This is a genomic window from Ruminococcus sp. RTP21204st1_B2_RTP21204_210225 (assembly GCF_040914135.1).
Classification (GTDB): Bacteria; Bacillota; Clostridia; order Oscillospirales; family Ruminococcaceae; genus Hominimerdicola; species Hominimerdicola aceti.
The window spans coordinates 1-15,476 of sequence record NZ_JBCPGA010000009.1 but is presented as its reverse complement, the minus strand read 5'-3'; the positions used below and the strand labels follow the sequence as shown (position 1 = coordinate 15,476).

Below are 15,476 nucleotides of genomic sequence, written 5' to 3'. Positions count from 1 at the left end.
ATGGCGGCAGCCCTTGTTTACGTCAAAAACAATATCAGGAGAGTAAATAATGGATTTCAAAAAAGTAACAGTGGGATTTTTTGCAGCGGTCATGGCAATGACCTCAGTGTGTTTCGCTGATCCCGAAACGCCTGTGACAACCGATGTGCCAGCCACAGATCCTGTACCGGAAACAACCACTACCACTCAGCCTCAGTGGGAGGACACTGAAACGACTACAACTACCACAGCTCAGACATGGGAAACCACCACATGGGGAACTACCACATCTTATTCCTATGTTCCGGACACTCCGACTTCTACGCCGACAGTTGTAAAGCTTGTGGTCAGCGAGGTAAAGGATAAAAAGTTCACAGCGAAAATAAATATCCAGTGCGACCACCTTATCTCAAACGCCTCTATCTCCGTGGGCTATGACGATAGCCTTGTAGAGTTTGAAAAGTGCGAAACCAATGATAAAGCAGGTGGCATGGCAGTAGACAACGCCTTTGCAGGTAAGTTTGTATATAACTATGTGAACGCAGACGGCACAGACTTTGACGGTGATTATGCGACCCTCCATTTCAAAGTCGCAGACGAAAAGCTCACCTCAACAGTGCTTTATCTCACAGTAAATTCCCTTGATGACGAAAACCTCAATGCCATATCAAATCAGGTAGAGAATGGTATCGTCAAGTATCAGGACGCTGCAGACGTTCAGCAGGACGACAGCGATTATATCGAAATAGACGTTGACTATTCCAAGTACCCTATCGCTCCCGAGGATATAGGGCTTACAGATGTTGACAGCGTAACAGTAGCCAACGGCGAAGTGCTTATATTCGAGGACGGCAAGTTCCAGACCCTCAGCACAGGCGAAACAAAGATAGATATTGTTTATAGGGACGGCTCAGTAGGGCATTTTAAAATAGTGATAAAAGAACCTGAAGCCGTGAAGCTTGAAAGCTCAGAAGCAGAAGCGACCTCAAAAGCCGCAAGTCCGGTGTCGGAAGAAAAGAGCGGTTCATCAATGGGCGTTATTATTGGCGTGGTCTGCGTTTTGTGCGTAGCTCTTATTGCCGCTGAGTATCTTATGATAGTGAAAAACAAAACAGTAGGCGACAATAAGTCAGCCAACAAGGATAATGATAAAGATATCCACGATACAGATGAAAGCGACGATACCAATTTGTCCGAGCCTGACGAACCTGACGAAAATGAAGAGCAGGAAGAAACTGATAATACAGACGACGATACAGACACAGATAAAGAAACAGAAGAATAAACAAAAAGCGGTGCAGAGAATTCAAACTCTGACACCGCTTTGTTTTCTTATTTAGCTATTATTAGACAATTCCTTAAGCTCTCGACCCTCTTTAAGCAGGTCATGCAACCTTTGAGCGTCATTATTTGCAATAGCATCACGATACTCCGTTAATCTTGCGATTATATGCTCTATCTCGTCCACCAGTGGACCACGGTTCATAAGGAAAAGCTCCGTCCACATATCTTCGTTGAGTTTGGCCACTCTCGTAAGGTCTTTGAAAGAACCTGCCGAAAAGCCTGCCTGCTTCAAAAGACTAGGGCTTTTTACATAGGAGCTTGATACAACGTGAGCAAGCTGAGAAGTGAACGCAATAACGCTGTCATGCTCCTCAATGTTTGATACAACGACCTTTGCAAAACCTATGTTGTATGCAAGCCTTGATATCTCCTGCACCACCCTCATAGGAGTTCTGTCTGTAGGCGTCATTATAAAGCTTGCTTTCTCAAAAAGATTGTCCACCGAGTATGCAAAACCCGAAAATTCACGTCCAGCCATAGGGTGACAGCCGAGGAAGTTTACGCCGTTCTCAATGCAAACGCCCTCTACAGCTCTGACTATCTCGCCCTTTACTCCACAAGTGTCAAGAACGATACCGCCCTTTTTGAACTTGCCTGCATTCTCCGTGATGAATTTTATGGTAGCCTCAGGGTGAAGTCCCACGATAACAACGTCACAGCCTGCAAGGTCGTCAATTGCCATTTCACCGTCGATAGCCTCCTGAGCCAGCGCCCCTGCTATCGTTCCCCTGTCAATATCTATACCGAAACAGCTCTCATGAGTGTTCTTTTTTATTGCCTTGGCAAGCGAACCGCCTATAAGTCCAAGTCCAACTATACAAATCTTCATTGTCCGTCATGCTCCTTATGCTTTTACGCTTTTAAGCTTTTATGTAATAAAGTATACCACTAAAATCACACTTTGTCAAGAGCCATGCACACCCAATTATTCACCGCAAAGCTCTGCAATAGCATTAGCGTACATATTCAGATTTATTTTGAAAGTTTCCATAGAAATATGCTCGTCAGCTCCGTGCATATTGTTGTTTTCCTCAGGAAATTCCGCACCGAACGCAACACCGCCCTTTGTGTTGTGAACGTAGGTTATTCCGCCCTCTGCGATACATTTTCCCTTTTCGCCCTTGACCTTTTCGTATACCCTTAATAAGGTCTGAACGAACTCACTGTTTTCGTCCACATAATGCGGCTCCATGCCGTCAAGCTCGTCCACCTTGAAGCCCTTGCTTTCAAGTGCCGAAGTTATGATACCGCTTATCTCAGCAAGCGTCTTGTCAATAGGGAAGCGTATGTCGATACCGCCATGAAGCCTGCCACCCTCAGTTTTAAGGATAGTCAGCGCACAGGTCATCTCGCCTGATACATCGTCTGAAAAACCAAGACCGCAGGACTTTCCGTTGCATTCTCCGTGTGGGAAAAGCTCAGCCAACCCACCAAGGAGAGCATTTTCATTTTTGTATTCTGCCACAAATTTTGTCACCGCATTGTCGCCGTTTTCAGGTCTTGAGCCGTGTGACGATTTTCCTCTGATGAGTTTCTCACTGTCGTCAGCAAACTTCACAATGCACTTGTCCGGGATAGCATTTATAACGCTTCCGCCCTTTATCTCAGCTATCTTATCATCTGAAAATTCAGCAGAGAATGTAAGATGCACCATGCCCTTTTCGCAGTTGAGCACAGGAAAAGAGCCGTCGGGGGTGAACACCATTTCAGGGAAAGGCTGTTTGCTTTCATAATATTCCATGTCCTCACAGCCACCCTCTTCATTGCCGCCGAAAATAACACGGAAGTTCTTTTTTATAGGAATGTTAAGCTCTTTGATAGCCTTTACAGCCCACAGCACCGCAACGCTCGGACCTTTGTCGTCAATTGTTCCTCTGCCGAAAAGCTTTCCGTCAGCTTTAGTCAGCTTGAAAGGCGGATAGCTCCAGCCCTCGCCTGCGGGAACAGTGTCAAGATGTGAAAGCACAGCAAGCTTACATTCTCCCTCAGGGTAAAAATCACCGTGAACAGCATAGCCGTCAAAGTCCTTTGTTGTCATGCCGAGCTTTTCAAGATAAGCCTTTCCCCAGTTAAGAGCCTTGCGAGAACCCTCGCCAAATGGCTTAACAGGGGCGTTTATGTCACCAATGCTCTCGATAGAAATAATCTCGTCAAGGTCACGAAGTATCTCCTCCATGTGCTTGTCAAAATATTCTGCAAATTGTTTCTGATACATATTTATTCCTGCCTTTCAAGTGTGCAAATCATTATTTCCGAGGGATTATTCAGCCTGAATTTACCAAGTCCTGCCGTAACAGCAAGCTTTGCCAATCCCTGTTCAGCGTTAAGTTCGTAAATCCCCTTTGTGTATCGTGGAAAGAATTTCCGCTCGGGAGAAAGTATTCCGCCAATAAAAGGCAATCTTATAACTCCCCCATGACAGTGACCCGAAAACGTCACATCTGCCCCCCAGTCTGCATAAGCACGGAACGCCAGCGGCGTGTGCGAAAGCAAAAAGTTACATTCGCTCCTGTCAGGCTCGCCTAGAAGCTTTGTAAGCTCGTCCTTTGTGATCTGCGGCAGGTCGTGATGTGAAAAATCTTCGTTGCGGTAAAATCTTTGGGGAAGCTGAGTGCCGTATATATTGATGTGATCCTCGCCTATTTTTATCTGCTCCATGTTGTTTCTCAGAATGTGTACTCCACATTCGGTGAGTTTCAAAGCAAGGGCTTCGGCATTATCCATGTTGTCAGTTTCATGGTTACCGAAAATATAATAGGTCGGTGCAATATGTTTTAGCCTTTTCATAAGGGCAAGCTTCGGTATCATGTCCGTTTCATCACGGCTGTAAAGATCACCTGCAAAGAAAATAAAGTCAGGCTCGGCGGCAATGCAGGAATTTACCAGATTGTTGAAATTATCCCCGTAACGCTTCTTGTGAAGATCTGCAAGAAGAAGTATCTTTTTACCAACAAAATTCTTAGGGAGCTTTGATACCTTCAGTTCGTATTTGTTCACCCTTAGCTGTCTGTTTGAAATAAGCATATAACCGCCCAGAAATGCGGCGGCAGCAAAAAGCGGCAGCTTGTATGACATTTTATTACCTCATTCCTACTTGCATAGATATTTTTTCAGATCGTCCATTGCCCATTTTGCGTGGTTGTAGCCGTAATCGTAGAGCCTTCTCAGCTTTGCAGGGTCGCCCTCAGTCCTGCCTACACCGAAGGTGGTTTTTGGTGTGAAAACAAAGACTTTCCCCTCCGCTTTAAGCTCCATAAGCTCTGCGATACATTTGTTGTATCTCTCGGCTCTTGTGGCAAGGGCTTCGGCAAACTCAGGGTGCTTGTGATAATATTTCATGGCAAGCTTTGTAGCAGGCTCTTGGGTCTTAACATAGCCCTTTGGTCGGGTCAGCACAACGATATTTTTGTCACAGCCTGCTTTTATTGCCTGCATATATGGTATTGAATCTGATATACCGCCGTCCATATATTTTTCTCCGTTTATCTCTATCTCAGGGAAAAGCAGAGGAAGCGCACAGGTTGCTCTAAGCAAATTCCAGCGGGTGTCATTTTTTGGCACGTCCATGTACTCAGCCTTGCCGTTTTTTACGTTTGTAACAACTGCACAAAATCTGCCTTTGAAGTTTCTGTAGGCTTCATAATCAAAGGGAAGCTCAACATTAGGCACAACATTGTAGGCATAATCAAGATTATAGTAGCATCGGTTTTTCGGGTCGATAAGATGTCTTGCACCCATGTATTTCTTTGTTCCCATAAACTCAGTTGCAAGGCGGAGATTTCTGCCTATCTGCCCTGAGCAGTAAGAAACGCCGAAAGCTGCTCCTGCCGAAACGCCTATAACATAATCGGCTATTATTTTATCCTCCAGCAGAGCGTCCATTATTCCGCAGGAATAGACCGTTCTGCTGGCTCCGCCCTCTAAAGTAAGTCCAAGCATGATATTACCTCTGTTTCTGAAAAGAGGACGGCTTGACCGTCCCCAATTTTATTTTATATCTGTATCCTTTAAAATTATGCAGAAAACGGGCGAACGATGTTCGCCCCTACAGTTTTTATCTTACGGCTTCAGATGTTGTATCTGCCATGCTGTTATCCAAAGCTGAATTGTCAAGAACTGTTTCTGTGAACTCTCTGCCGTCGTCGGTAAGAGCCTTTTTCAAGTCATCCATAGCGTTCTTTGTTGCGTTGTCGTCTGTTATCCTTACGATAACATTGTCGCTCATAAGCTTCACTGTGGAAACAAGACTTTTAAGATCTACCACACGCTCATCGATTATATAAGTGCTTCCTGAAACCTTGATGTCATAAAATTCCTTTGGCACTGCTGTTGTTGTGGTAGTAACGGAAGCTTCATTGGAGGAAGCACTTACGTCCTTGCCGTCCCCTGAGCCTTCGCCTTTTCCACCGCCTAGTCCAAGTCCAAGATACTGCATTATAAGAATAAGCGCCGCAATGATAATGACGATCAGCATGATACCAAGAAGCTTTTTCTTCTTTTTCTTTTTCTGCTTTTGTCTTTGTTTTTCAAGGTCACTGCGGTAGAGCTTTTCAACATCGTTCTGAATACTCATTTTTATTGTCCTTTCTATTTGGAAGTGTTTATGTATGTAAAGTAAACATTTTCGTATTTGTCTGACACAGCCTGCACAGCGTTTTCCACTATTCTCATGTTACGATAAAGCACAGCGTCACCGTCATAGACCACTGCCGCAAGCATTACTTCACCGTCTGCCGCACCGAGTCCTTCAAAAAGAGATATGAGCCTGCCTGAGATGTCTTCATCAGGGGTCACGGTCATAATATCCTCATCATTACGGGAAATATACAGCTTGTCAGTGCCGTTTTCATTTCGCATATCAAGTGAGATAAGCATACCCTGAGTGTAGCCGTCAAGCGCCTGCTGGTTTTTTGCGGCATTGCTGTTAATGCTCTCAGCCTTTTTATAGGCTTCATCTATCTGCTTTTGCATATCCTCACGGAGCTTTTCAAGCTCGTCAGCGGATTTTTGCTTCTGCTCCTCAAGCTGTTGAGTGACAGCCTGCACCTGAGCTTTTGCGTCCTCTTTCTGACTGTCGGCAGATGCGGAAACATCGGTCATGACCCAGAAAAGCATTATCATGATAACATCGAGCAGGGAAGTCAGCTCAAGGACTATGCCCTTATTTTTCCTGAAACCATTCATGGCTGTTCACCGCTTTGGGAATGTTCAGCGTTGTTTCTTTCAAGATAGAGCTGAACATTTTTCTCGTTATCCTCTATTTTTGCAGAGATTATGCCGTCAAGAAATTTGAAGATTATAGCAAAAACAAGTCCCCAAAAAGTGGAGGTCAAAGCGCCATAGAAATTATCCTGAACGTTTGTCATATCGCCCACCATACCGAGGAGGGAGATAACAGTGCCGAGGATACCCAAGAGAGGGAAGATCCCTGTGAGATTTACGAACAGAGAATAAAGGCTTCCTGTGCGGTTGCGCATAGAAACGATATCTGTTTCACGAATGTCAGAAATATCGCTGTCAGCCTGACGGCGGGAAGCACCTGAATCGGGAACGAAGATGTTAAGATGAAGTTTGTTGTAGAGAACATCAGCCGATTTTTTAGTGAAATAAAAGACGAGGGCGGTCGCGACTGCAACCAAGAAAATTATCATGTCGAAGCCGAAAAAGTTCATAAAAATTACGGAAAAGAGTTTTTTCATGGATAAGACCCCCTATAGAGATAATGATAGCACATTTTGAGGTAAATTGCAAGATGTGGGGGCGGATTTTTAGTGAGGAGGGGAGGAATGTGAAATGAGGAATGAGGAGTGAGGAATGAGGAGTGAGGAGTGAGGAATGAGGAATGAGGAATGGGCATAGCAGACCAAAAGTAAAAATAAAGCACCGAGCGAAGCGAGAGATAAAGCGCACGCTCAAGCCCGGCGCTAGAGGGCTTGTGGGGTCTAGGGGCAAAGCCCCTAGCGGAGTATGAGGCAGAGCCTCATTCGGCGCAAGCCGACTAGGTGCAGATTTAATGAAAAATAGCATATAGAAGTCAGATATTAGATGAAAGTGATATCGGAGAATTAAATCTGCACCGCTTTACTATCCTCCTGCACAACGTAAAGTCCGCAAAGAGCGGAGCGATTTTGCGGCGGTAGGACTTGCCCAAATATTTGTAGGGGCGAACAGCGTTCGCCCGTGTTTAGAATTTGCCATAATTTCAGAATTGTAGGGGAGCGGCGCAATTTCTGCTTTGCAGAAATCCGACGTCCCGCCCCCCTCGCACGTCTTTGTACATCTGCATGACTTTATGGTAAATTCAAACCTCGTCACTTCGAGCGGGCTGTCGCATTTCTGTGAGCTTGCGAACAGAAATTTCGCCAAGCCCCTACAAGCGTGATAGGATAGTTTTTTGTTCTGTCCTACAATGGTTGTAATCGTGGACTTGTTTCTTCGACGGGCGAACGCTGTTCGCCCCTACAGATTTGTTGCCGTAATTTTGTGGCTTTGTACGATTTTTATTCAGTTTTCAAGCTTCAAACAAGGTGCAGGAAGTGCTTTTCTGTGCGATCAGAACCTCTCATCGTGTTCACCTAACTCACGTTGACAAAATGTTTCCTCATACACTGCTACCTTGCAGGATATTCAATTTGGGATAATATCCCTATACTTATCCCGAAAATGGGGTGCTTTGTTGCATAAAAAATGCAACAATTGCAGAAATGTTGCCAAATTAAAATATAAATCATTTGTTTGCATAAATTTGTGCCACTGAATTTGTACATATTGACATGACGTGAATAAATCTGTAAATGCTGTAAAAAATAAATGCAGATTTTCAGGAGGTGATCTTATGAGAACAATGAGAAATCTGCTTGCGAAAAAAGCTGTGGTGACGGTGCTGGCGGTGGGAGTTTCGCTGGCGGCGGTGAATGCCTTTTGGGGCGGTTCGGACAGTGCGCTCTCTCAGCTTGGGTCTAGCGGCAGTGAGGTTAGGGCTATTCAGGAACGCCTTAAAGAACGTGGTTTGTTCAATGATTCTGTGACGGGATACTACGGCGAAAAGACCAAAGCCGCTGTGATAAAATTTCAAAAACAGCAGGGGATAAGTCAGACGGGAACGGCAGGTCCGCAGACACTTCGGGCGCTGGGGATATCCATTGGCTCTGTACCGTCGGCTACGGAGCAGAATATCAATCTTTTGGCGAGGATAATCTCTGCCGAGGCCAGGGGCGAGCCTTATGTGGGACAGGTGGCTGTGGGTGCGGTGATACTCAACCGCATTGAGCACCCGTCTTTCCCTGACACGCTTTCGGGGGTAATTTACCAAAACGGCGCTTTTACGGCGGTGGTGGACGGACAGTTCAACGAGCCTGTTGCCGCTTCAGCTTACAATGCTGCCCGTGACGCTTTGAACGGCTGGGATCCTACCAACGGCTGTGTTTACTACTACAATCCTGCTAAGACTTCAAACGCTTATATGCACGCTAAGCCTACGGTGACGGTTATTGGAAGCCATAGGTTTTGTATGTGAAACAAAAGCCGCCCTGCGCAGTGCAGAGCGGTTTTGTGCTATTTATGTACGAAAAAATAATCGCTGCCGTTTAGGGATATTGGTATGGAGTAGAGGATATCGTCGGAAAAATAGCTGGTGATGTAGCCTGCTATATCGGCGAGCTTTTCGGTGTCGGAAATGTCTATGGCATAGGCGTCTACACATGAGGTCTTGCCTGTTATGGCTATTCTTACATCATTTATATGGAAAACGTCTTTTACTTCTTCGAGTATCTCTCTTGGGCTTCTGTAGCCGGGGGTGACTTCTGCTTTGCCACCGAGGGTTATTGTGACTATTGACATATCAACGTTACAGCTTTGCAGAAGTTCTTCCATTTCCTTGATGTTGTGTTCGTAAAGCACTGTTACCTCACATCTGTTGCCTTGGTCATAAATGCCGCAGGAGGTGAAAGTTGGGCGGTAACCCATTTCTTCCAGGTCGCACAAAAGATTTGATACTTTATACGGGTTTGTTATAGGCGTATCGCTGACGGGAAGTTCGCCTGTCGGCTCTGGGTAGGCGGTGTGGACGTCCACAAGGTCTATATTTACGCCGTATGCTTGGAGGTAGGCTTTTGTGCAGGTGACGTCATTTTCGGTGTTTACTGTTACATCAAGGTAGGTTTCATGGTTTTCGGCGGATATTATGCCAAAGTCTGCGGCTCTTGAATTTAGTGCGGAGAGTATTACGTTAAGATCGTCTGTGTTTTCAAGGTCGGTGAGGCGTTCGGTAAAGGTCGGTATCTCTATATCTGCCACTTCATATGTGCCAAGCTCGTCTTCGGTGAGCTGTTTATCGGTCTGTTCGTCAGAGTCGGTCTGTGAACTGTCATTGTGGATATAAGTTCTTTGCTCAGGAACTGGACCTTTACTCACAAACAGGTTGACTTCTTGCCCTGCTTGTATCTCTTCCCCTGCGGCAGGCTCGGTATTCATGACAGTTTCGGCGGAGACAGTATCGCTGTATCTATCACGTCTCATGGGCGTGCCGCCTGCCTGTACGATAAGCTTTTCGGCTTCGGCATAGGTCTTGTTGGTGACGTCCGGCACTGTGATAGGCTGTGGGGTCTGGGGCGGCTGTGTGGCGGTATCTGTGGAAGCTGTGGAGGATGTGGGAGTAGTGGTGTCGATATCGGGTTTTAAAAGTCCGCTGAATGCGAATGCTCCCACTGCTACGGCGGCGCAGGCTGCCACTGCGGCTATGCCCACGGATTTTCTTCTAAGCTTTATAGGCTGGAGTTTTGCGGCTGTCGGTGCGCTGTCAGATGAAGAGGTGATAAAGGCTTTATTGTCTATTTTTTGCAGGATCGCGTCAAGGTTTTCAGACTTGCTTTCGCTGTGGGACTTTTTCATTATATCTGTCATTTTCATTGCTTTGTTCCTCCTTTTCACAGTATATTTTTTTCAGCTTTTCAAGGGTGCGGTATAGTCTTGATTTTACGGTGGACTGCGACAAGCCAAGGCATGAAGCTGTCTTTTTGATAGTATAGCCGTACTGATAGTGCAGGACGAAAATGCGGTAGGTGGTATCGTCGGAGCTTTTGAGATAGCTCATCACCTGTTCATAGTCGAAAAAGTCGGCGTTTTCAAGGGTAGCAAGGGCTTTTTCGTCGGGGATATTCAGGTTGGTGATATCCTCGAATGTGGCTTTGGGCTGTTGTCTGTAATGGTCTGCAACATAATGCTTGGCTATACGCAGGACGTAATGCCTGACGTTTTTTATTTTCCCCTCAGTGGTGATAAGGGAGCGGTAAAAATCAAGATACACGCTTTGGAGTGCGTCCTCTATAAGCTCTCTGGTGGGAAGCTTTGAGGTAAGATAGCGGTCTATATAATCGTATGTATCATTATAAGCCTGCACGAATGTATCTTTTAGTTCTGTTCCCATGGGTTTTCCCCCTTTCTTTTTGCTCTGTGAGCTTTCACCCTAATAGTCGGAAAAAATGCTGAAAAAGTTTCAGCTTTGTGAAAAGTTTTTTGTAAAGAAAAAGGACGGCAGAAGCCGTCCTGAGAGTGCGTGCTGGGAATAGCCCCGACTAAGCGGGACGTCGGGGGCGCCGTCCCCTACAATAAACGTTTTTGTACCATGCTAAATTTTAGTCTACAGAATAATATTTCTGAAGTCTTGTTTTGAATATCTCACAGATGATATTTGCAGCTACTCCTGCTGTGAATACAGATACGAAAAGTATCAGAAATACTTTTGTTGCTTTGCTCATATTATCTTCCTCCTGTAATTCTGTGACGCTGTTTTTACAGCCCTTTTCTTTAGGTCTATTATACTATAATCTTACTCTGATTGCAAGCGGTTTGTGAAAAAATACGGCTTTTTATAAAAATATTTGCAAAAATCAAAGCATTGTGTTATAATATCTCTATGTGTTATATTTTTATGTAATGAGGAAATTTTAAATGGCAGAAACAGGCAAACAAAGCAGCTATAAAAAGCTGTTTTCAAATACTCTGGTGTTCGCTATAGGTTCTTTCAGCTCAAAAGTCCTTGTGCTGTTGCTTGTGCCTATTTACACCAACTATCTTACTACGGCTGAGCTGGGCGTTACGGACGTTCTCACTCAGATAGCTAACTGGATAATACCTCTTGTGACCATGACTATCACGGAGGCTATAATCAGATTTGGTCTTGACAAGGCTTATGACAAGGTAAAGGTCTTTACTCTTGGCAATCTTATATGCTTCTTTGGTCTGGCGGTGTTCGGTATTTTGCTGCCTATTGTGTCGCTGACGGGCATTGCTGACAAGTATATTGGCGGATACAGCTTGATACTATATGTATATGTATTCACATCAAGCATGAAGTCGCTGTATTCAACTTTCGTGCGTGCAATGGAGCAGGTGAAGCTGTTTGCTTTTAACGGCATACTGACCACGTTCTTTACGCTGTTTTGGACGGCTTTGTTTTATATGGTGCTCCCTGAGGGATTTCTCGGTCACGGCACAGGCATTGAAAAGTATTTGCTCGCTACCATTCTTTCTGACCTTATATCGGTGGTATTTCTCACGTTCAAGTCAAAGCTTTGGAGATATATAAACTTCAAGGATATTGACAGAGAGCTTTTGCAGGTAATGCTTCAATACTCTGTGCCTCTTATCCCTGCTCAGCTTTTGTGGCTCATAACAAACAGCTCGGATTCATTTATGACTACCCACTATCTTGGCTCGGACTACAACGGCGTGCTGTCGGCGGCTTACAAGATACCTAACCTTGTGTCAACGGTGTATCTTATGTTCGGTCAGGCTTGGAATATGTCGGCTATCACTGAGGACGATTCTGATGACAGAGATTCCTTCTATGAGAATGTTTTTGACTTCAATCAGAGCCTTTTGTATATTCTTGTGGCAGGCTGTCTGCTTATCGTTCAGCCTGTGACTAACTTCTGGATAGGCGCAGATTTTCGTGACTGCGTAAAATACTCGCCTATCATCATATATGCGACCATTTATTCATGCTTCACCACGTTTATGGGGTCTATTTATCTTGCTTCAAAGCAGACAAAGAGGTCACTTTTTACGAGCCTTGTTTCAGGTGTGATAAACGTGGGGCTGAATGTTATACTCATACCCAGGATAGGACTTTACGGTCCGCCTATATCCACGGTTGCGGCTTACATGACGGTTTTCATCATAAGAGCCATAGACTCGAGAAAGCTAGTGCCGTTCAGGATAGATATGAAAAAGATGATAGTGAACAACATCGTTATCCTTGTGATGATGTTCATTTGCCTTTTTGAAACTGACCTTATGCACCACCTGCTTTTGTATGCTATCGTGACACTGCTTTTCTTTGCGGTTTTTATACTCAACCGAAAGGCTGTGGAGAGCATATTCTACAAGGTGCTTCCTGCAAGGATAGCTTCACATTTTGTGAGCCTTAGCACTGCAAAGCTTTGCGCAGTTATAGGCGGCTTGGCTGTATTTGTACTCATAGACTTGCTCACAAGGGGCATTATTGTGTATGCTTTGCTTCTGGCAGGCTTTGTCTTTGCAATATACAAAAACAAGAACAGACTTATGTATATCTTTATGGTGCTTATGCCGCTGAGTCTAGTTATCAGGCATGGCATGGTATGGGCAGCGGTGGCATTTCTGATACTGGCGGTGGCTGTTATTATCAAAAACCTCAGGCCAGCAGATGTTTTCATTGGCATTGCGGCACTTGATATACTGCTTGGTGCGGCGGCAGGACTTTGGTTCGGCGTGCTTGCGGCGGCGGTGCAGACACTTGTATGCGGTTTTATATTCCGCAGACAGATATGGGATAAGCTTATTGAATGGGCATATAAAAAGCGGTAGAGATACTGCGTTTTATAGATAAAGGGGCTATGCTCCTATTACACCAATGGAGGTTTTTTATCATGGCAGAATTGAAATTTGAGATCACAGAGCGTATAGGCGTACTTTCTGAAAACGCTAAGGGCTGGACAAAGGAGCTTAACAAGGTTTCCTGGAACGAGAGAGAGCCTAAATATGACCTGAGAGAATGGAATCCAGACCACAGCAGAATGGGCAAGGGTATCACTCTTACTGACGAAGAAGTGGAAACTCTCAAGGCTATTCTCAACGGTGAGGAAATAGAGGACGATATTAACGAGGCTGATATTCTTTAAAAAATTGTAAATGTTCGGTAAACAGTTAAATGATAATCAATTGTTAATCATGAGTTTAAAAATGTTTGCTATAATTTTCGAGAAGAACAATTAAACGGCGGAGTTGTGCGTTATTTCATGCATGGCTGCCGCCGGAAGCTTGCACATAAAAGGCGTTTCGTATCAGTATTTAAAGGACACGGAACGCTTTGAACGTACAGGGCAGGTAATAATATATTCGGAGGGAATTATAGTTATATGGAACAGCATGGCATTAGCAAGCTTGATCTCAAGAGGCGCAACCGTATGCAGGTCCTCAAGATACTCAAGCAGAGAGGCCCTACTTCCCGTATCGACATTGCGGGAACTTTAGAGCTAACAAGAGCCGCTGTCACGATCATAACAAATGAAATGATCGAGCAGGGGATAATACAGGAAATAGGCGAATACAAGCACGTTACAGAAAAAGCTCCGAGAGGCAGAAAAAAGATACTTATCGACATAAATCACCACTACAAGTTCGTTATAGGCGTAACGGTAGAGGAGGATATCGTAAGCGTTGGTCTGTCAACTCTGGCAGGTGCAGTTCTTGATAAGAGAAATCTGGCTATCAACGAAAAGACGGACTACAGCACTATTTTTGATTTCACTGAGAAGTCTATAAACGAGGTACTGGGCGACAACTGCCTTGACAAGAACTCTATTCTCGGCATCGGTTTCGGTATATTCCCGACTATGTATTCAAGACTTGGTATCAGTGTTGAAGATGGCGAGCCTGATTATTCTAAGCTAAAGGCTGCAATAAGAGAGAAAACTGAGCTTCCGCTGGTTTTTGACAACTCTGTAAAGGGTACGGCTATGGCAAATATCGACTTCCTTAAAACAAAGGATATAAACAGACACAACATAGCCTTTTTGCAGTATGGCAACACTATGCACTTTGTTGTGACGAATCTTAACGATCCGATCGTTTCATATGATAACAGAACTAACTTCGTGGATAAGATGATAATCAACCCTTATTCTGACAGGACTTGTCCTTGCGGAAGAAGGGGCTGTGTTGAGAGTGAACTCACTCCATCGGCTACTATGTCAAAGCTTAGGGAAGTATTTTCTGCTGAAAAGACGCCTTTTCTCTATGAGGCGGCAAGGGGAAGCTTTGAGAATGTCAATCAGGATATGATGACGATGGCATACGAGAAAGACGACAAGGCTGTAAAAGAGATACTTGACGGTGAGCTTACGCTGTTAGCGGTGCTTCTTAACAACTTGTATTTTTCTACCAATCCGCAGAAGATAGTGCTTCATCAGTTCAAATTCCAGAATGAAAAGGCGTTCCAGAAATTAAAGGACGCTGTGACAGAGATAGGCGGAGCACTTGTTTCAAGCAAGATCGAGCTTTCTATTATTGAGGACAAACACAGATTCCTGTCAGGCTGTGCGCTTGCAATAAGAGAATTGTTCTTTAACAGGGGCGGATTTGATACATCTTCTAATAATTAAGAGCAACAGAGCAGGGCATTGCCCTGCTTTTTCTTTTATATATAGTATAAACTGAACAACATAGTGAAAAATATCTAAATTATCGGGTAGAAAATGTATAAAATAGAGAAACGATGAAAAAGCTATTGACAAATGTCGCTGTAGATGATAAAATATATAAGTCGCTTGATGAGAGCGATGAATGTGAATAAGGTGATGACAATGAACACTTTTTGAAAGAGTTCAAACGAATTTACAAAGAATTCACAAAGAAAAATCTTGACAAAGCTTAGCTAATATGATATAATAGATAAGCTGATTTAAGACAGCACATTAGAAAACACGAAAAGATCGGAAGTCAAAAAACTTTTTTGAAAAAACTTCAGAAAAGGGGTTGACAAAAGATAAAAAGTGTGATATAATGTAAAAGTTGCACGACACAAAAGAGTGTAACGAAACAGCATCTTGAAAATTGAACAAAGACGAATAGTACGAAACCCTTGAGAGATTCTTTTGAGAAAAAGAATTAAA

15 protein-coding genes are annotated in these 15,476 nt (G+C 44.2%); 5 read left to right on the top strand and 10 right to left on the bottom strand.

Translation table 11 applies throughout. The features are described from left to right. Positions 1 to 49: 49 nt before the first annotated feature. Entirely contained in the window at positions 50 to 1,264 is a 1,215-nt protein-coding gene (locus AB5123_RS05245; RefSeq protein ID WP_302839203.1) for a hypothetical protein, read from the top strand. Positions 1,265 to 1,315: 51 nt separating this feature from the next. Here the strand turns inward: AB5123_RS05245 and AB5123_RS05240 are convergent, their stop codons facing one another. The 7 genes from AB5123_RS05240 to AB5123_RS05210 form a co-directional block, all read right to left on the bottom strand. Further along, positions 1,316 to 2,152, bottom strand: coding sequence for a prephenate dehydrogenase (locus tag AB5123_RS05240; protein WP_302839202.1), 837 nt, complete (start codon positions 2,150 to 2,152; stop codon positions 1,316 to 1,318). A 96-nt stretch (positions 2,153 to 2,248) separates the two neighbouring features. Beyond that, positions 2,249 to 3,538 (bottom strand): Sapep family Mn(2+)-dependent dipeptidase, encoded by a 1,290-nt coding sequence (locus AB5123_RS05235; RefSeq protein ID WP_302839201.1) that lies wholly within the window; start codon positions 3,536 to 3,538, stop codon positions 2,249 to 2,251. 2 nt (positions 3,539 to 3,540) lie between these two features. After that, a complete protein-coding gene (locus tag AB5123_RS05230; RefSeq protein ID WP_278643108.1) occupies positions 3,541 to 4,398 on the bottom strand; it encodes a metallophosphoesterase in 858 nt (285 codons plus the stop codon). Between the two features lie 15 nt (positions 4,399 to 4,413). Continuing rightward, positions 4,414 to 5,262 (bottom strand): patatin family protein, encoded by an 849-nt coding sequence (locus AB5123_RS05225; RefSeq protein ID WP_278643107.1) that lies wholly within the window; start codon positions 5,260 to 5,262, stop codon positions 4,414 to 4,416. 115 nt (positions 5,263 to 5,377) lie between these two features. Continuing rightward, positions 5,378 to 5,896: a hypothetical protein gene (locus AB5123_RS05220; RefSeq protein ID WP_117957208.1), complete on the bottom strand. Its 519-nt coding sequence runs from the start codon at positions 5,894 to 5,896 to the stop codon at positions 5,378 to 5,380. A 14-nt stretch (positions 5,897 to 5,910) separates the two neighbouring features. Then, complete coding sequence (locus AB5123_RS05215; RefSeq protein WP_117891885.1) at positions 5,911 to 6,507, bottom strand: cache domain-containing protein; 597 nt, start codon at positions 6,505 to 6,507, stop codon at positions 5,911 to 5,913. After that, the gene (locus tag AB5123_RS05210; RefSeq protein ID WP_118159722.1) at positions 6,504 to 7,022 is read right to left on the bottom strand and encodes a MotA/TolQ/ExbB proton channel family protein; all 519 of its coding nucleotides are present in this window, start codon (positions 7,020 to 7,022) and stop codon (positions 6,504 to 6,506) included. Before AB5123_RS05210 ends, AB5123_RS05215 begins: the two co-directional genes overlap by 4 nt. Positions 7,023 to 8,167: 1,145 nt before the next feature. Between AB5123_RS05210 and sleB the strand changes: the two genes are divergently transcribed. Beyond that, positions 8,168 to 8,839, top strand: a complete 672-nt coding sequence (gene sleB / locus AB5123_RS05205) for a spore cortex-lytic enzyme (protein WP_117891938.1) — start codon at positions 8,168 to 8,170, stop codon at positions 8,837 to 8,839. A gap of 38 nt (positions 8,840 to 8,877) precedes the next feature. Here the strand turns inward: sleB and AB5123_RS05200 are convergent, their stop codons facing one another. The 3 genes from AB5123_RS05200 to AB5123_RS05190 all read right to left on the bottom strand — a co-directional run bounded on the left by AB5123_RS05200 (position 8,878) and on the right by AB5123_RS05190 (position 11,078). Next, entirely contained in the window at positions 8,878 to 10,230 is a 1,353-nt protein-coding gene (locus AB5123_RS05200; protein ID WP_337812660.1) for a PASTA domain-containing protein, read from the bottom strand. Continuing rightward, complete coding sequence (locus AB5123_RS05195) at positions 10,181 to 10,747, bottom strand: RNA polymerase sigma factor (RefSeq protein WP_038672038.1); 567 nt, start codon at positions 10,745 to 10,747, stop codon at positions 10,181 to 10,183. The genes AB5123_RS05200 and AB5123_RS05195 overlap by 50 nt, the downstream gene beginning before the upstream one ends. 208 nt (positions 10,748 to 10,955) lie before the next feature. Further along, positions 10,956 to 11,078, bottom strand: a complete 123-nt coding sequence (locus AB5123_RS05190; protein WP_022287987.1) for a hypothetical protein — start codon at positions 11,076 to 11,078, stop codon at positions 10,956 to 10,958. A gap of 193 nt (positions 11,079 to 11,271) precedes the next feature. Here AB5123_RS05190 and AB5123_RS05185 point away from each other — a divergent pair, with 193 nt between their 5' ends. From AB5123_RS05185 to AB5123_RS05175, 3 genes are all read left to right on the top strand, one after another. Beyond that, positions 11,272 to 13,170 (top strand): lipopolysaccharide biosynthesis protein, encoded by a 1,899-nt coding sequence (locus AB5123_RS05185; protein ID WP_368364583.1) that lies wholly within the window; start codon positions 11,272 to 11,274, stop codon positions 13,168 to 13,170. Between the two features lie 62 nt (positions 13,171 to 13,232). Further along, positions 13,233 to 13,484, top strand: coding sequence for a YdbC family protein (locus AB5123_RS05180; protein WP_022287989.1), 252 nt, complete (start codon positions 13,233 to 13,235; stop codon positions 13,482 to 13,484). A 237-nt stretch (positions 13,485 to 13,721) separates the two neighbouring features. After that, positions 13,722 to 14,966 carry an ROK family transcriptional regulator gene (locus AB5123_RS05175; protein WP_216947352.1) on the top strand — a complete coding sequence of 415 codons (1,245 nt, stop codon included), beginning with the start codon at positions 13,722 to 13,724 and terminating at the stop codon, positions 14,964 to 14,966. Positions 14,967 to 15,476: the final 510 nt, after the last annotated feature.

Bases quoted from the DNA above. Each gene is read 5' to 3' on its own strand.
- AB5123_RS05180 (WP_022287989.1), top strand. From the start codon at position 13,233: ATGGCAGAATTGAAATTTGAGATCACAGAGCGTATAGGCGTACTTTCT.
- AB5123_RS05175 (WP_216947352.1), top strand. From the start codon at position 13,722: ATGGAACAGCATGGCATTAGCAAGCTTGATCTCAAGAGGCGCAACCGT.
- AB5123_RS05195 (WP_038672038.1), bottom strand. From the start codon at position 10,747: ATGGGAACAGAACTAAAAGATACATTCGTGCAGGCTTATAATGATACA.
- AB5123_RS05210 (WP_118159722.1), bottom strand. From the start codon at position 7,022: ATGAAAAAACTCTTTTCCGTAATTTTTATGAACTTTTTCGGCTTCGAC.
- AB5123_RS05185 (WP_368364583.1), top strand. From the start codon at position 11,272: ATGGCAGAAACAGGCAAACAAAGCAGCTATAAAAAGCTGTTTTCAAAT.
- AB5123_RS05215 (WP_117891885.1), bottom strand. From the start codon at position 6,507: ATGAATGGTTTCAGGAAAAATAAGGGCATAGTCCTTGAGCTGACTTCC.
- AB5123_RS05245 (WP_302839203.1), top strand. From the start codon at position 50: ATGGATTTCAAAAAAGTAACAGTGGGATTTTTTGCAGCGGTCATGGCA.
- AB5123_RS05240 (WP_302839202.1), bottom strand. From the start codon at position 2,152: ATGAAGATTTGTATAGTTGGACTTGGACTTATAGGCGGTTCGCTTGCC.
- AB5123_RS05235 (WP_302839201.1), bottom strand. From the start codon at position 3,538: ATGTATCAGAAACAATTTGCAGAATATTTTGACAAGCACATGGAGGAG.
- sleB (WP_117891938.1), top strand. From the start codon at position 8,168: ATGAGAAATCTGCTTGCGAAAAAAGCTGTGGTGACGGTGCTGGCGGTG.
- AB5123_RS05225 (WP_278643107.1), bottom strand. From the start codon at position 5,262: ATGCTTGGACTTACTTTAGAGGGCGGAGCCAGCAGAACGGTCTATTCC.
- AB5123_RS05200 (WP_337812660.1), bottom strand. From the start codon at position 10,230: ATGAAAATGACAGATATAATGAAAAAGTCCCACAGCGAAAGCAAGTCT.
- AB5123_RS05190 (WP_022287987.1), bottom strand. From the start codon at position 11,078: ATGAGCAAAGCAACAAAAGTATTTCTGATACTTTTCGTATCTGTATTC.
- AB5123_RS05230 (WP_278643108.1), bottom strand. From the start codon at position 4,398: ATGTCATACAAGCTGCCGCTTTTTGCTGCCGCCGCATTTCTGGGCGGT.
- AB5123_RS05220 (WP_117957208.1), bottom strand. From the start codon at position 5,896: ATGAGTATTCAGAACGATGTTGAAAAGCTCTACCGCAGTGACCTTGAA.